The 16166-nt window shown below is 69.2% G+C and carries 12 protein-coding genes; 5 read left to right on the top strand and 7 right to left on the bottom strand.

The genetic code is table 11. The annotated features are described in order from the left end of the window. Window positions 1-131: 131 nt before the first annotated feature. Window positions 132-815, top strand: a complete 684-nt coding sequence (locus AC4OR5_RS21320) for a response regulator transcription factor (RefSeq protein WP_004365407.1) — start codon at window positions 132-134, stop codon at window positions 813-815. A gap of 3 nt (window positions 816-818) precedes the next feature. On the opposite strand, the gene selB is transcribed toward AC4OR5_RS21320, so the two are convergent. The 7 genes from selB to lipC all read right to left on the bottom strand — a co-directional run bounded on the left by selB (window position 819) and on the right by lipC (window position 11241). Further along, complete coding sequence (selB, locus tag AC4OR5_RS21315) at window positions 819-2744, bottom strand: selenocysteine-specific translation elongation factor (RefSeq protein ID WP_023092651.1); 1926 nt, start codon at window positions 2742-2744, stop codon at window positions 819-821. Further along, complete coding sequence (gene selA / locus AC4OR5_RS21310; RefSeq protein ID WP_003135280.1) at window positions 2741-4147, bottom strand: L-seryl-tRNA(Sec) selenium transferase; 1407 nt, start codon at window positions 4145-4147, stop codon at window positions 2741-2743. The genes selB and selA overlap by 4 nt, the downstream gene beginning before the upstream one ends. A 78-nt stretch (window positions 4148-4225) precedes the next feature. Further along, on the bottom strand, window positions 4226-5155 hold the full coding sequence (gene fdhE / locus AC4OR5_RS21305) for a formate dehydrogenase accessory protein FdhE (RefSeq protein WP_003116089.1): 930 nt from the start codon (window positions 5153-5155) through the stop codon (window positions 4226-4228). 132 nt (window positions 5156-5287) lie between these two features. Further along, window positions 5288-5914 carry a formate dehydrogenase subunit gamma gene (locus AC4OR5_RS21300; RefSeq protein WP_003095316.1) on the bottom strand — a complete coding sequence of 209 codons (627 nt, stop codon included), beginning with the start codon at window positions 5912-5914 and terminating at the stop codon, window positions 5288-5290. 71 nt (window positions 5915-5985) lie between these two features. Continuing rightward, window positions 5986-6915: a formate dehydrogenase subunit beta gene (fdxH, locus tag AC4OR5_RS21295; RefSeq protein WP_021263671.1), complete on the bottom strand. Its 930-nt coding sequence runs from the start codon at window positions 6913-6915 to the stop codon at window positions 5986-5988. Window positions 6916-6923: 8 nt separating this feature from the next. After that, window positions 6924-10004 (bottom strand): formate dehydrogenase-N subunit alpha, encoded by a 3081-nt coding sequence (fdnG, locus tag AC4OR5_RS21290; RefSeq protein ID WP_023518136.1) that lies wholly within the window; start codon window positions 10002-10004, stop codon window positions 6924-6926. Between the two features lie 307 nt (window positions 10005-10311). Next, window positions 10312-11241, bottom strand: a complete 930-nt coding sequence (gene lipC, locus AC4OR5_RS21285) for a lipase LipC (RefSeq protein WP_058159917.1) — start codon at window positions 11239-11241, stop codon at window positions 10312-10314. A gap of 359 nt (window positions 11242-11600) precedes the next feature. Between lipC and AC4OR5_RS21280 the strand changes: the two genes are divergently transcribed. From AC4OR5_RS21280 to AC4OR5_RS21265, 4 genes are all read left to right on the top strand, one after another. Further along, the gene (locus AC4OR5_RS21280) at window positions 11601-13646 is read left to right on the top strand and encodes an NADPH-dependent 2,4-dienoyl-CoA reductase (RefSeq protein ID WP_023099965.1); all 2046 of its coding nucleotides are present in this window, start codon (window positions 11601-11603) and stop codon (window positions 13644-13646) included. A gap of 208 nt (window positions 13647-13854) precedes the next feature. Beyond that, window positions 13855-14304 (top strand): DMT family transporter, encoded by a 450-nt coding sequence (locus tag AC4OR5_RS21275; RefSeq protein ID WP_003107883.1) that lies wholly within the window; start codon window positions 13855-13857, stop codon window positions 14302-14304. Between the two features lie 156 nt (window positions 14305-14460). Then, complete coding sequence (locus AC4OR5_RS21270; protein ID WP_058159918.1) at window positions 14461-15696, top strand: DUF1835 domain-containing protein; 1236 nt, start codon at window positions 14461-14463, stop codon at window positions 15694-15696. Further along, window positions 15672-16166: a YkgJ family cysteine cluster protein gene (locus AC4OR5_RS21265; RefSeq protein ID WP_073647283.1), complete on the top strand. Its 495-nt coding sequence runs from the start codon at window positions 15672-15674 to the stop codon at window positions 16164-16166. Before AC4OR5_RS21270 ends, AC4OR5_RS21265 begins: the two co-directional genes overlap by 25 nt.

Below are 16166 nucleotides of genomic sequence, written 5' to 3'. Positions count from 1 at the left end.
AGGCCATCGCCCCGAACGCCCTCGACCGCTGGCACGAACACCTGGCGCTGGCGATCCGGCGCCTGCGCCAACCCGACTTCCTCGCCGCGCTGGTCGACGCCATCCACCAACTGGTGCCGATCGAGTCGAGCATGATCAGCCTGGAACGCAAGGGCCACGCGCCCACCCTGCTCTACGAGCGCGGCATCGCCGAGCGCTTCCGCGAGGCGATCATCCGCCGCTACTTCTCCCGCGGCTACCTGCTCGACCCTTTCTGCCTGGCGGTGGAGGAAGGCCTTCCGGAAGGCTTCTACACCCTCGGCGAGATCGCCCCCGACGACTTCTTCCAGAGCGCCTACTACCAGACCTACTACCTCGGCGCCGGAGCGGTGGAGGACGTCTACTACATCCTCGACCTCGGCCCCACCGAGAAGCTCTCGATCTGTCTCTACAACGGCCTTTCGGCGAGCCGCTACAGCGACGCCCAGGTCGCCGCCCTCGCCGGCCTGGCGCCGCCGGTGCTGGAGCTGGCCCGGCAGTTCTGCGCCGGCCGCGCCAACCTCTCGCCGAACCCGCAGGCCGACCTCGCCCCGCGCCTTCAGGAAGTGCTGCGCGGCTTCGGTCGCGGCGTGCTCACCGACCGCGAACGCGAGGCCTGCCACCTGCTGCTCAGCGGCCACTCGGCGAAATCCAGCGCGCGGCTGATGGACATCTCCCCGGAGACCGTGCGCATGCACCGGAAGAATCTCTACACCAAGCTGGAAGTCGGCTCGCAGTCGGAACTGTTCGCGCTGTTCATCGAGTGCCTGAGCCAGGGGCAGCGCGTCGCCCCCTGAGACTCAGGGCGAGACGCCGCCGAGCAACTGTTCGGCCAGCGCCGAGCCCTCGCGCAGGCGACGGTCGTTGCCGATGCGGCGGGTCAGGCCGATGCGGTCGAAGTGCTCGAGGATCTGGATGCTGCGCTTGCGGCCGATGCCCAGGCGGTCGCGGAATTCCGCCGGGCGGATCAGCCCGGCGGGATCGCGCACCTGCACGGCGATCTCGGCCAATTGACGCAGGGTGGCTTCCGGGTAGAACAGGTCGCGCACCACCTGCTGCAACTGGCCCAGGCGCGCCAGCTTGCGCAGCAGGTTGCGCATGGCGGCTTCGTCCTGGCGCAGCTCGCGGGCCAGGTCGCGAACCCAGGGCGGGTCGTAGCGGCCGGCTTCGAGCAGCGGCCAGAGGCGCGCGCGCAGTTGCTCCTCGCTATCGCTCAGGCGCACTTCGTGGCCGGGCAGGTGCAGCCAGGGCCCGCTGCTGTGCACGTCGCCGCCGGCCAGGGCGGCCTCGAGCAAGGCGATGAACACCGGCCGCTCCAGCTGCGGCAGGGCGTAGCGACGCAGGCGGTCGCGGTCGGGACCGAGTTCGTCCGGTAGCTCTTCGTGGAAGCGCCGCAGGCCGGCGAGCAGTTGCTCGACCAGGGCGAACCAGCGCTCCCCGGCGAACAACCGGGGGCCGAGGCGGGTCTGCACCTCGACCACCTCTTCCGGCAGCCGCCAGTGCTCGCGCGGGCGGTTGAAGGATTGCACCAGGCGTTGCGGGTCTAGGCCGTTCTCGGCCGCGCCGAGCAAGGTCGGCAGCGCCTCCTCCAGGCTTTCCTGGCGCAGCGCCTGGAGCTGTGCCAGACGTGCCGGCGTTCGTCGGTTGCGCGCCGGCGCGGCGCCGTCGAGCACCCGCCCACCGCCAAGGGTGCGCTGCGCCGACTGGTCGCGCAGCACCAGGCGGTCGCCGTGCAGGGCCTGGATCGGCGCGTTCAGCACCAGTTGGGCGAAGGCGCGGTGGCCAGGCTCCAGTTGTTCGCCTTCGAGCAGGGCCAGGCGTCCGGTGACGTCCTGGGTGCCCAGGTGCAGGTGCACCGGGGTCCAGTGGGTGAAGTCGCGGAGTTCGTCGGGCAACAGGCGGAAGTCGATGTCGACCCGCGTGGTCGGCGCGTGCAGCGCTGCCTGCAGCAGCCAGTCGCCGCGCTGGATCTGTTCCAGCGCGAGGCGCTCGCCGGCGATGTTCAGGGCCACGCGCTGGCCGGCCCAGGCCTGTTGCGCGGGCCGGTTCTGCGCGTGCAGGCCGCGCACCCGCACCGGCCGTCCGGCGTTGCCGAGGAGCAGTTCGTCGCCCAGCGCGACCTGTCCGGAGAAGGCCGTGCCGGTGACCACGATGCCGCTGCCGGCGACGCTGAAGGCCCGGTCCACCGCCAGGCGGAAGTATCCCTCGCGGCTACGCTCGCGGACTTCGCCGGCGAGCCCGCCGAGTGCTTCGCGCAACGCCGCGACGCCCTCCCCGGTGCTGCTGGAGAGCGGGAAGATCGGCGAGCGCGCCAGCGGGCCGGAGGCCAGCAGGTGTTCGACCTGGGTCCGCACCTGCTGCACCCGCTGCGGCTCGACCCGGTCGATCTTGGTCAGCGCCACCAGCGCCCGGCGGATACCGAGCAGTTCGACGATCGCCAGGTGCTCGCGGGTCTGCGGCATCAGGCCGTCGTCGGCGGCCACCACCAGCAGCACGCAATCGATGCCGCTGGCGCCGGCCAGCATGTTGTGGACGAAGCGCTCGTGACCGGGCACGTCGATGAAGCCGGTGGGGCTGCCGTCGCCAAGGTCGGCGTAGAGGTAGCCCAGGTCGATGGTGATCCCGCGTTGGCGCTCGGCCGGGCGGCGGTCGCCCTCGATGCCGGTGAGGGCACGCAGCAGCGAGGTCTTGCCGTGGTCGATGTGCCCGGCGGTGCCGACGATCACGACAGCTCGCTCCGCAGTCGCGGCAACTGGGCGAGGAACGCCGGCTCGTCGTCGAGCTGGCGCAGGTCGAGCCAGAGGGCGTCGTCGTCGAGCCGACCGATCACCGGCAGCGGCAGCCCGCGCAGGGCTTCCTCGAGGTTGCGCAGGGCGCGTCCGCGCAGGCGCCTGGGCTGCCGCGGACGCAGGCACAGCGCGGCGCTGGCCAGCCGCGCCACCGGCTGCGCGCCGCTGCCGATCATGCCCAGGGCGTCGACCGCGGCGACCTCCCAGCCCTCGCCGAGCGCCTCGCCCAGCGCCGGCGCCAGACGCTCGGCCTGGGCGCGGATCTCCGCCGCCGGGCGGCTGAGCAGGCGCAGGGTGGTCAGGCGTTCGGCGAGGCGGTCCGGATCGCGGTACAGGCCGAGCACCGCCTCGAGGGCGGCGAGGGTCAGCTTGTCGACGCGCAGGGCGCGCTTGAGCGGGTTCTTCTTGATCCGCCCGATCAGTTCGCGGTTGCCGAGGATCAGCCCGGCCTGGGGCCCGCCGAGCAATTTGTCGCCGCTGAAGGTAACGATGTCGGCGCCGTCGGCCAGGGCTTCCTGCACCGTCGGTTCCTTGGGCAGGCCCCAGCGGGTCAGGTCCACCAGGGTGCCGCTGCCGAGGTCTTCCAGCAGCGGCAGGCCGTGGCCATGGGCGATGGCCGCCAGTTGCGCGGTGGGCACGCTGGCGGTGAAGCCCTGGACGCTGTAGTTGCTGGTATGCACGCGCATCAGCAGGCCGCTGCGCGGGCCGATGGCGGCTTCGTAGTCCCTGGCGTGGGTGCGGTTGGTGGTGCCCACCTCGTGCAAGCGCACGCCGGCGCGGGCCATGATGTCGGGAATGCGGAAGGCGCCGCCGATCTCGATCAGCTCGCCGCGCGAGATGATCCCTTCCTTGCGCGCCCCCAGGCTGTTCAGCGCCAGCAGCACCGCCGCCGCGTTGTTGTTGACCACGGTGACCGCCTCGGCGCCGGTGAGTTCGCGGATCAGCCCGGCGATCAGGTCGTCGCGGTCGCCGCGTTTGCCGCTGGCCAGGTCGAACTCCAGGTTCAGCGGGTAGCGCGCGGCCAGGGTGATCGCCTCGATGGCTTCGTCCGGCAACAGGGCGCGGCCGAGGTTGGTATGCAACACCGTGCCGGTCAGGTTGAACACCCGCCGCACGCGGCTGGCATGCTGCGCGGCGAGGCGTTCGCCGGCGCGCCCGGCGAGCACCGCCTCGCTCAGTTCGATCTCGGCGAGGGCACCGTGTCGGGCCGGCTCGCGCAGTTCGTCGAGCAGGTCGCGGAGGGTCGCCAGCAACGCCTCGCGGCCATAGCGCTGGTGCAGGGGAGCGGCCGCCGCGCTGCGCAGCAGGCGGTCGACCGAAGGCAAGCGAACGGAACTCATGGAGAAACCTTATCCACAGGGTAGGGTCACCGACACGCCCATCATAGACGCGTCGGCGCATGCCCGCAGCGTCTTCGGCTATTCGCCGCCGGGGGCCAGCAACAGGTTCGGCGAACGCCGCAGGTAGCCGTCCTCGGCCAGGCGCATGTCCAGCGCCAGGCTGGCCAGGTCGTCGGCAAGGGCATCGGCGTGGCGGTCGAACTCCAGGTAGAACTGCTTCAGGTAGCCCTGGCAACTGGGGCAGGTCTCGGCGCGCAGCACGGCTTTTTCCGCCGGCTGCCCGTCATGCTCCAGGGACAGGTAGGCCAGGTGCTTGCTTTCCTCGCAGTGGCTGCACTTGATTCGCACGTAGTGCCATTCGCAGGCGCACAGCGAGCAGCTCAGGTAGCGCAGGCCGGTTTCCTTGCCGCCCTGGCGGATCATCCCGGCCATCGGCGGCGAGCCGCAGGCGGGGCACAAGGTCCGGCTCTCGGTCTCGACCACCGCGCCCTCCTCCAGTCCCAGCAGCCAATGGCTCCAGGCTACTTGCAGGGCGGCGCCGAGGAACGGCACCAGGGCCGCCGGCAGGAGGTCGAACTGACCGCTGAGCAGGGCGATGGCCCAGGCCTTGCGCTGGCCTTCGTCGGCTTCGCGCAATTGTTCGAGTGCCGCGCCGACGGCGGCGTTGGCCGGCGCCGGGTAGCCCGCGAGCAGGGCATCCAGCCAGGGCAGCCAGGCGCCTTCGCGCACCAGCAGGTCGTAGGCCAGCGGCGGCATGCCGTGCTCGCGGCTCTTGCGCAGGCGCTCGGGGTCGAGCGGGGCCAGCGCCGGCGGGTTGTCCAGCAGCGCCTGCTGGAGCCGGCAGAGACCGGCGACCAGGCGCAGGTAGTCGCCCATCGGGTGCCCCTCGGCCAGTTGCAGCAGGCGCTCGCCGCGGCGGGCGAACAGGTCGCGCGACGGCTGGTGCAGGTGCGGGGGAATGTTGGCGGCGGCTTCGATCTGCCCCGGCTGAAGAATGGTGCGTGACACGGGAACTCCTCGGGTCTGCGCCGGCGGGCCGGTGGGCCGCGCCGCAACGATCGGGCGCCCGGAGGGGCGCGGAATGAATGCAAAGGCCCCATCGCTGGGGCCTCCGGTCGGGCGATGGCGACACTATACGCGTCAGTGCTCCTCGCCCTTGCCGACTTCCTTCAGCCAGCCGTTATGGTGCTTGCGCGCCCAGGCGCGGCTGACCTTGCCGTAGAGCATCGCGCCCATCGAGCCCTTGACCCAGATGCCGGCGTAGATGTGCACGATGATGCTGGCGATCAGGACGAAGGCGGCGAAGGCGTGCAGGAGCGCCGACAGGCGGATCGCCTCGATGCCGAACCAGGCACTGAAGTACTGGCGCCAGATCACGATGCCGGTGACCAGCAGGGTCAGCATGCTCAGCAGCAGCACCCAGAACAGCAGCTTCTGCCCGGCGTTGTAGCGGCCGACTTCCGGGAGGTTCTCCTCGCGGTTGCTGACCACGTCGCGCCACTGCTTGAGCCACTGGATATCGCTCTTCTGCACCCGGTTGTGGTGGGCGAAGCGCACCACCAGACCGAGGAAGAAGACGAACATCGCCAGCCCCAGGAAGGGGTGCAGGATACGCGTCCAGGGACCGCCGCCGAACAGGTTGGTCAGCCAGAACAGCGCCGGGTGGAACAGCGCCAGCCCGGACAACCCGGCCATGAAGAACAGGATCGCCACGGCCCAGTGGTTGCTGCGCTCGTTGGCGTTGTAGCGCTGGATTTCATTTTTCATTTCCGACTCCTCGAGAGCGCCGCCGCTGCCGCCGGGTCGCGGAGGACCGGCGGCAACGCCCGCGCGCAGGCTCAACGACGCTCGTGCGGGTCAAAGGTGTGTACCGACGGATCGACCTGGTGCACCGGTGCCTCGGCTTGCCCGTGGTCTTCCTCGTCGTCCGCGCGGTTGGGACCGACGCGCACGTAGTGGAAGAACCCGGCGAGCACCGTGGCGCCCATGGCCAGCAGCGCCAGCGGCTTGGTCACGCCCTTCCACAGGCTGACCAGCGGGCTGACGCTCGGCTGTTCGGCCAGGCCGGCGTAGAGCGACGGCTTGTCGGCGTGGTGCAGCACGTACATCACGTGGGTGCCGCCCACCCCTTCGGGGTCGTACAGGCCGGCGTTCTCGTAGCCGCGGCTCTTCAGGTCGACGATGCGTTCGGCGGCGTGTTCCTTCATGTCCTCCTTGCTGCCGAAGACGATGGCGCCAGTCGGGCAGGTCTTCACGCAGGCCGGCTCCATGCCCACCGAGACGCGGTCGGAACACAGGCTGCACTTGTAGGCCTTGTGGTCCTTCTGCGAGATCCGTGGGATGTCGAACGGGCAACCGGTGATGCAATAGCCGCAACCGATGCACTTGTCCTGGTTGAAGTCGACGATGCCGTTGGCGTATTTCACGATCGCCCCCGGGCTCGGGCAGGCCTTCAGGCAGCCCGGCTCGGCGCAGTGCATGCAGCCGTCCTTGCGGATCAGCCACTCGAGGTTGCCGGCCTCGTTCTCGTACTCGGTGAAACGCATCACCGTCCACGAGTCGGCCGTCAGGTCCATGGGGTTGTCGTAGGTGCCGTGGTTGTGGCCGACCTCGTCGCGCAGCTCGTTCCATTCCGAGCAGGCGACCTGGCAGGCCTTGCAACCGATGCACTTGGACACGTCGATCAGTTTCGCCACTTCCTCCTGGTTCCGCACCGAGGGCATCGGCGTGGTGGTCGCGGAGCGGGCGTGGATATCCTGACTACTCATGTTTCACCTCACGCCTTTTCCACGTTGACCAGGAACGACTTGAACTCCGGCGTCTGGGTATTCCCGTCGCCCACGAAGGGGGTCAGGGTGTTGGCCAGGAAGCCGTTGCGCGCCATGCCGGCGAAGCCCCAGTGGATCGGGATGCCGACGTGGTGCACGGTCTTGCCGTCCACCTGCAGCGGGCGGATGCGCTTGGTCACCACCGCCACCGCCTTGATGTAGCCGCGGTTGGAGGAGACCTTGACCTTGTCGCCGGCATTGATGCCCAGCTCCTTGGCCAGCGCCTCGCCGATCTCGACGAACTGCTCGGGCTGGGTGATCGCATTCAGCCGGCAGTGCTTGGTCCAGTAGTGGAAGTGCTCGGTGAGCCGGTAGGTGGTCGCCGCGTAGGGGAACTCGTCGGCCGTGCCGAACAGTTCCATGTCGTTCTTGAACACCCGTGCCGCCGGGTTGCTGATCGCCTTGCGGTTGTCGCGGTGCAAGGGGTTCACCCCGATCGGCGTCTCGAACGGCTCGTAGTGCTCGGGGAACGGGCCTTCGGCCATCTTGTCGACGGCGAACAGGCGGGCCACCCCTTCGGGGTTCATGATGAACGGGTTCATCCCGGCTTCCGGCGGTACGTCGGCCTTGTAGTCGGGCACGTCGGTGCCGCCCCAGGACTTGCCGTTCCACCACACCAGGCGCTTCTTCTCCGGGTCCCATGGCTTGCCGCTGACGTCGGCCGAGGCGCGGTTGTAGAGAATCCGCCGGTTCGCCGGCCAGGCCCAGGCCCAGCCGAGGGTCTGGCCCATGCCGTAGGGGTCGCTGTTGTCGCGGCGGCCCATCTGGTTGCCCTGCTGGGTCCAGGAGCCGGCGAAGATCCAGCAGCCGCTCGCCGTGCTGCCGTCGTCGCGCAGCAGGGCGAAGCCCGGCAACTGCTCGCCGGCCTTGGCCAGGATCATGCCGTTGGCCGGGTCGACCAGGTCGCTCAGGGCCTTGCCGTTGAACTCCCGGGCCAGTTCGTCCGGGCCCGGTTCGTCGGGCTTGAGGTAGGACCAGTCGAGGCCGAGGATCGGGTCGGGGAAGGCCCCGCCGTCCTTGCGGTACATCTCGCGCAGGCGGTGGAACAGCCCGGCCATGATGGCGATGTCCGGACGCGCCTGGCCCGGCGGCTCGGCGCCCTTCCAGTGCCACTGCAACCAGCGGCCGCTGTTGACGATCGAGCCGTCTTCCTCGGCGAAGCAGGAGGTGGGCAGGCGGAACACCGTGGTCTTGATGCTGGCGGTGTCGACGTCGTTGTATTCGCCGACGTTGCGCCAGAACTCCGAGGTCTCGGTCACCAGCGGGTCCATCACCACCATCCACTTCAGGCGCGCCAGCGCGGCGCCGACCTTGGCCTTGTTGGGGAACGAGGCGATGGGGTTGAAGCCCTGGCAGAAGTAACCGTTGACCTTGCCCTGGTACATCATGTCGAAGTAGCGCAGCACGTCGTAGCCGGCGCCCGGCATGTCGAGCTTGGGCAGCCAGTCGTAGCACCAGTTGTTTTCCTTGGTCGCCGACTTGCCGAACCAGGCCTTCATCAGGCTGACGTGGAACTTGCCGTAGTTCTGCCAGTAGGACAGTTGTCCCGGGCGCAGCGGCTTGGCCGTGCGCTTGGCGATGTAGGCGTCGTAGTCCTGCTCGGCGTCCATCGCCAGGGTCAGGTAGCCCGGCAGCGAGTTGGACAGCAGGCCGAGGTCGGTCAGGCCCTGGATGTTGGAGTGGCCGCGCAGAGCGTTCATGCCGCCGCCGGGCATGCCGATGTTGCCCAGCAGCAGCTGGACCATCGCGCCGGTGCGGATCATCTGCGCGCCTACCGAGTGCTGGGTCCAGCCCAGGGCGTACATGATGGTCATGACCTTGCCCGGCTTGGAAGTCTCGGCGATTTCCGCCCAGACCTTGAGCATCATGTCCTTCGGCGTACCGCAGATGTTGCTCACCACGTCCGGGGTGTAGCGGCTGTAGTGCTGCTTGAGCAGGTTGAACACGCAGCGCGGGTGGGTCAGGGTCGGGTCGACCTTGGCATAGCCGTCCTCACCGATCTCGTAGCCCCAGGAGGACTTGTCCGGGTAGGTCCGCTTCTCGGCGTCGTAGCCGTTGAACAGGCCGTCCTCGAAGCTGAAGCCTTCCTTCACGATGAACGAGACATCGGTGTAGTTGCGCACGTATTCGTGCTGGATCTTGTCGTTTTCCAGCAGGTAGTTGATCAGGCCGCCGAGGAAGGCGATGTCGGTGCCGGTCCGGATCGGCGCGTAGTAGTCGGCGACCGAGGCGGAACGGGTGAAACGCGGATCGACCACCAGCAGCCGCGCCTTGTTGTGCGCCTTGGCTTCGGTGACCCATTTGAATCCGCATGGGTGGGCTTCGGCGGCGTTGCCGCCCATGATCAGCACCAGATCGGCATTCTTGATGTCGGTCCAGTGGTTGGTCATGGCTCCACGGCCAAACGTCGGGGCAAGACTTGCCACCGTCGGGCCGTGTCAGACACGCGCTTGGTTGTCGAATCCCAGAATGCCGAGGGAACGCACCACCTTGTGGGTGATGTAGCCGGCTTCGTTGGACGAGGCGGACGCGGCGAGGAAGCCGGTGGTCAACCAGCGGTTGACGGTCTGGCCCTGCTCGTTCTTCTCGACGAAGTTGGCGTCGCGGTCTTCCTTCATCAGCTTGGCGATGCGCTCGAGGGCTTCGTCCCACTCGATGCGCTTCCACTCGCTGGAGCCGGCCTCGCGCACTTCCGGATACTTCAGGCGGTTCGGGCTGTGGATGTAGTCCAGCAGGCCGGCGCCTTTCGGGCAGAGGGTGCCGCGGTTGACCGGATGGTCGGCGTCGCCCTCGATGTGGATGATGTTCTGCGCGACGTTCTTGGCGCCGTCGCCCTGGCTGTACATGATCAGGCCGCAACCGACCGAACAGTAGGTACAGGTGTTGCGGGTCTCGACCGTGTGCGCCAGCTTGAAGTGGCGGACCTGGTCGGCGAAGGCCTCCGTGGGGGCCATCCCGAGCGCCGCAAGGCTCGATCCTCCAAGGCCTATACCGCAGACCTTGAAGAATTGCCGACGGTTCATATCCATCGTGCATCTCCTGCATCAGGCAAAGGACACCCGGGACATGGCCGGATGTCTCTGGTTAAAAGATAGCCAGCCTGGCGAGGTACGCCAGCCGGGCATGGCTACGGGGCAGCGAACCCTACACGAACGCTGGGTTTTTCTGCCTTGACCGGAGTCATTACACGGCGGCGCAAACCTTGTCCAGCAAGGTGCGCGGAATCGGGACGGGTCCGAACGCCGCGAGGCGCGCGAACAGGAGGTGATATCCAGGTGCCATTAGACCAAAGGCTAATGCCGGGTCGCCTACGGCTGCGGCGACCCGGCGAATGGATCAGAGTCCGACGTTCCTGAGGCGATTGGCATGCTGCCGGTAGACCTGGGTCGGGTCGGTCTCGAACAGGCTGACCAGGCCGAGCAACTGGTTGACCTCGTCCAGGTGGTCCATCCGGTAGTTGTCCTTCACCACGCTACCCAGGTGGCTGGAGCATCGCCCGACCAGACCGTCGTTGGCCTCGCCGAACAGCAGCCCGGTCACCGCCAGGCCGGCGGAGCTCGGGTCGAGCGCATTGGTCAGGGAGCCGGTGCCGCTCATCGAGTAGTAGCGCACCCCGGCTACCGTCTCCGCGCCCTGGCCGCAGGCGCTGGCCGGGATCGCCTGCGGGAAGCGCTGGTTGAACTGCGCGGTGCCGGGAGTGTTGAGGCTGTTCAGGGCAGCCAGCGCGTCGCCCTTGACCCACTCGCCGCCGTCGACGATGTCGACCACCGCGAACAACGCCTCCACCGCCGAGGCGATCACCTCGGTGCCGATCGGCCCGAGGAACTCGCTGAAGCCAGTCAACGCGTCGGCTACCGGCGTGCCCTTGTGCGGCGTGCCCATGGTGGTGACCGAGGCCACCAGTTGCGGCGCCACCCCGGCGACGTAGCGCACGGTCATGCCGCCCTGGCTGTGGCCGATCAGGTTGACTTTCTCCGCGCCGGTCAGGGCCAGGACTTCCTCCACCTGCGCCAGTAGCTGTTCGCCGCGCACCTCGTTGCTGTTCACCGGCGATTGCGAGGTAGCGAAGACCTTCGCGCCGTCCTTCTCCAGGGCCGGCACGATAGCGTGCCAGTAGTCCACCGGGCCGACGCTCTTGAAGCCGAACAGACCGTGGGACAGCACGATGGGATAGCGCGTGCGGGTGTAGTCGGTCGCAGCGTGCACGGGAAGGCTGGCGGCCAGCGCTACCAGCGCCGCCGCGAGGAACGTCTTGTTCTTGTTCATCGTCGAGACTCCGTTCGGATTGGACAGGCAGTTGGCAAGGCACGTGCTGAGCGGGCCGGAACCCCAGCCTGACAGCGCCGCCAAAGGCGTCGAGCCGTGCTTAAGTTGGGCTCCCGGCGCACGCCATTACCCCGGGTAACAGCGCCGTCGTTTCCATTCCGCCCGCCGCGCCGCAAGTGCTGTCGGAGAGCTTTCGCCGCCTGTCACCCGGGGCCACAGCGGAGCAGCGCGGCGAGCACCTATCCGATCAGCCAGTCCGCCGGCTTGACCGAAATGCCTGGCGGTTCCGGCAAGCGGGCCGCATTCGGCGGCGGCGCAACTTCCTATGGTGAAGCGTCCCTGGCTACCGGAACCGCGCCATGCGCAACCCCTACCCGCCGCTCGCCGCCGCTCCCTATCCGCACCTGCTGGCCCCGCTGGACCTGGGCTTCACCCGTCTGCGCAACCGCGTGGTGATGGGTTCGATGCACACCGGGCTGGAGGATCGCCTGTGGGACTTCGGCAAGCTCGCCGCCTACTATCGCGAGCGCGCCCGGGGCGGCGTCGGGCTGATCGTCACCGGCGGCTTCGCGCCCTGCCGCGAAGGTTGGCTGCTGCCCTTCGGCAGCAGCCTCACCAGCGCCCTGGAGGTGCCCGCCCATCGTCGCCTGACCCAGGCGGTGCATGCCGAGGGCGGCAAGATCCTGCTGCAGATCCTCCACGCCGGGCGCTATGGCTACCACCCGATGGCGGTGTCCGCCTCGCCGTTGAAGTCGCCGATCAGTTGGTTCACCCCGCGCGAACTCTCCGAGCGCGGCATCCGCAAGACCATCCGCGCCTTCGTCCGTTGCGCGCGGCTGGCCAAGGCCGCCGCCTACGACGGCGTGGAAGTGATGGGCAGCGAAGGCTACCTGCTCAACCAGTTCCTCTGCCCGCGCACCAACCGCCGCGACGACCAGTGGGGCGGCCCGCTGGAAAACCGCATGCGCCTGGCGCTGGAGATCGTCCGCGGCATCCGGCGGATCGTCGGCGAACGCTTCATCCTCTGCTATCGCCTGTCGCTGCTCGACCTGGTCGAGGGCGGCAATACCTGGGACGAAGTACGGCGCATCGCCCTGGCCCTGGAGGAAGCCGGCATCACCCTGCTCAACACCGGCATCGGCTGGCACGAGTCGCGTGTGCCGACCATCGTCACCTCGGTGCCGCGCGCGGCCTTCGCCGAGGTCAGCGCACGGCTGCGCCACGAACTGAAGGTGCCGGTGATCGCCAGCAACCGGATCAACACCCCGGAGGTCGCCGAATCCCTGCTCGCCGCCGGCAAGGCCGACCTGGTATCGATGGCCCGGCCGCTGCTGGCCGACCCGCAGTTCGTGGCCAAGGCCAGTGCCGGCCGGGCCGAGGAGATCAACACCTGCATCGCCTGCAACCAGGCCTGCCTCGATCATGCCTTCGCCAACCGCCGCGCCACCTGCCTGGTCAACCCGCGGGCGGCCTTCGAGACCGAGTTGCGCTACCGCAAGGCGCGCACGCAGAAGCGCATCGCGGTGATCGGCGCCGGCCCCGCCGGGCTCTCCGCCGCCTGCGTAGCCGCCGAGCGCGGGCATCGGGTCAGCCTGTTCGAGGCGAGCGGGGAAATCGGCGGGCAGTTCAACCTGGCCAAGCGGATTCCCGGCAAGGAAGAGTTCCGCGAAACCCTGCGCTACTTCCGCGTGCGCCTGGAACGCCTCGGCGTCGACCTGCGCCTCGGCCACCGGGTGCGCCAGGGCGAGCTGGACGGTCAGTTCGACGACGTGGTGGTGGCCACCGGCATCCAGCCACGCCGGCCAAGGATCGACGGCATCGGCGGACCGACCGTACTCAGCTACGTGGACGTGCTGCGCGGCGCGCCGGTGGGCGCGCGGGTCGCCATCGTCGGCGCCGGCGGCATCGGCTTCGACGTCGCCGCCTTCCTCGTCGCCGCGCCCAGCGACGGCCAGCCGCGGGCGCTCGGCGAATGGCTCGCGGAATGGGGCGTGGACCTCGACAACAGCCAGCCCGGCGGCCTCCGCGAACCCGCTCCGACGCAGCCGGCGCGCCAGGTCTGGCTGCTCCAGCGCAAGCCCGGCGCCCCCGGCGCGCAGCTCGGCAAGACCAGCGGCTGGGTGCACCGCGCGCACCTCAGGCACAACGCCGTACGCATGCTCGGCGGGGTGGAGTACCTGAAGATCGACGAACGCGGCCTGTTGATCCGCGTCGACGGCGAGGAACGCTGGCTGGAGGTGGACAACGTGGTGATCTGCGCCGGCCAGGAGCCGCTGCGCGAGTTGCAGATCAGCCAGGCGGCGGAAAGCCTGCGCTTCCACCTGATCGGTGGGGCGCGGGTGGCAGGGGAACTGGATGCCAAGCGGGCGATTCGCGAGGGGGCCATGCTGGCGGCGCGCTTGTAGGGGGATAACGCCGCTGGCGGCATGGCGGCCGTAGGGCGAACAACCGTTCGCGATTACCCGCCGGGCGGAATCCGAGGGCGTGCGATGAGGCCCCGCGTTTTCCTCCCCCGCCCCCGCCTGGTGCATACTGTGCGACTCCCCGTACCACTCCGGCCCGTCCCTCGCCATGCGCGGGACGCGCTCGCCGTCATCGTTCCAGGAGTCTTCCATGCCCACTCCCCCCTGGTGGCTGTTCGTCCTGCCCCTGCTCGCCGGCGCCTGCCTGCCGCTGCAGGCAGGGATCAACGGCCAGTTGGCCAAGCAGGTGTCCAGCGTCCTCGCCGCGGCACTGATCTCGTTCTTCGTCGGCACCCTCGGGTTGCTCGCCCTGACCCTCTCGCAGCGCGAGTTTCCCGGCCTGGCGGCATTGCGCGGGCTGAGCTGGTGGCACTGGTGCGGCGGTTTCCTCGGCATGTTCTTCATCTTCATCGCCGCCTTCGCCGCGCCGCGCATCGGCGCGCTGATGTTCATGGTGCTGGTGCTCGCCGGCCAGCTGGGCATGGCCGTGAGCCTCGACCACTTCGGTTGGGCCGGCTTCCGCGAGGCACCGATCAGCGCGCTGAAACTGGGCGGGTTGGCACTGATCGGCGCCGGCATCTGGATGATCCGCAAGGGCTGAGTGCGTCTTGCCGCGGACGCGTCGGCCGGCCTATAGTCGGCCTCGGCGTTCTCCACGCCTCCCGTCCGCGGAAAGGGCAGCGCCCAGGCGATCCACCCCACGCATCGCGCATGCGACTCCAGGCCTGAGGGCGGACAAGGCTGCAGAGGAGATCGTATGTCCTTTTCCCGCACTCTCGGCGACGGCCGGATCAATCTCGAACAGCAACGCAAGCGCGCCAAGGAGCTGTTGCGCCAGTGGCGCCGCGACCCGGCCAGCCGTACAGGGCTTCCGGGGCAGGAGCCGCGCCTGGCCGACGCCCAGTGGCAGGTGGCGCGCGAACTGGGCTTCGCCAGTTGGCCGCGACTCAAGGCGCATGTCGACGCCATCGCCTTCGCCAGCCGCCACCCCGACCTGGTCGGCAGCGACGAGGCCGCGACCCTGCACCTGCGCTGCGGCAACGACATCGCCCACGGCCTGAAGCTCGCCGGCTTTCGCGGCGACTTCCGGATGTTCGCCGACCCGCTGACCATGGGACCGGTGCCGAACCTGCCGTTGCCCGAGTTCCTCGCCCTGCGCAGCGACTACCTGAGCCGCGCCTTCGACCTCGACCCGGCCGACGCCCAGGCCCGCCAGCGCCAGGAATACGCCGGGCTCGAGCGGCTCGGCGAATACTCGCGGGTGGCGCTCTGGTGCGAGGCGGATGCCTACGACCAGTTGTTCCTGGTCCGGGTGCTGGCAGGAATGCAGACGCCGCCGGAGCATCTGGAACTGATCGAGATCGACCGCGTGCCAGGCGTCGAGCGCTTCGTCGGCATCGGCCAACTGGCGCCTGAGCTGCTCGCCTGGCTATGGACTCGGCGCCGCCCGCTGGACGCCGAAGTCCTGGCGCTGGCCCGCGCGGCCTGGGACGCCTACCGCGATCCGGTGCCACTGCGCTGGGCGCAACTGGCCGCCGCGCCAACCCCGGCGCTACCGTTGCTGGGGCCGGCGCTGCGTCGGCAACTGCATGAACTGCCGGCCCTGCGCGACGGCCTGTCGCTGAGCGAACGGCTGGCCCTGGAGATCGTCCGCGACGGCGAGCGGCCGAGCGCCGGCCAGGTCTTCGCCGAGCTGACCGCACGGCGTGAGCCGCTGCCCTATCTCGGCGACCTGATGTTCCGCGTCCTGCTCCGCGCGCTGCTGGAAGAGCCCGGTGCGCTGCTGCGCACGCCGGCGCCGGAACTGCCCTGGGAACGCCAGCCGCTGGCGCTGACCGCTGCGGGCCGCGAGGTCCTGGCCGGGCGGCGCTACCGCCTCGACCTCGGCGCCCCCGAACGCTGGGTCGGCGGCGTACGCTTGCGCGCCGGCACCGCGCACTGGGCGCTGGACGAGCAGGACCGACCGGTATGGCGGGAGGGCCCGCGGCACTGACGCTCATCGCCCGGACGAGCGCAACGGGCGCGCAGCCACTATCATTGCGCGCCCGTTTTCCCCGCCCCCGCCCGCCGATGAAGAAGATCCCGCTCGCCGCCGCCGACCCCGACCGCCTGGATACCTGGGTGAAATACCGCGAAGGCCTGTGCGGCGAGTGCAACGCGACCTGCTGCACGCTGCCGGTGGAAGTGCGCATCGACGACCTGATCCGCATGCGACTGGTCGACGAGTTCGAGCGCGAGGAACCGGCCAAGCGAATCGCCAAGCGACTGGAAAAGGATGGCGTGATCGAGCACTTCAACCACAAGCGCGAGATCTTCACCCTCACCCGCATGGCCAACGGCGACTGCCTGTACCTCGACCGCAAGACCCGCCTGTGCACCATCTATGCCCGCCGCCCGGACACCTGCCGCAACCACCCGCGCATCGGCCCGCGTCCCGGCCACTGCGCCTACCGGCCGAGGTAG

It is taken from the genome of Pseudomonas sp. YA1, from assembly GCF_058680555.1.
The sequence above is the reverse complement of the archived record's forward strand: the minus strand, read 5'-3'. Positions and strand labels throughout refer to the sequence as shown.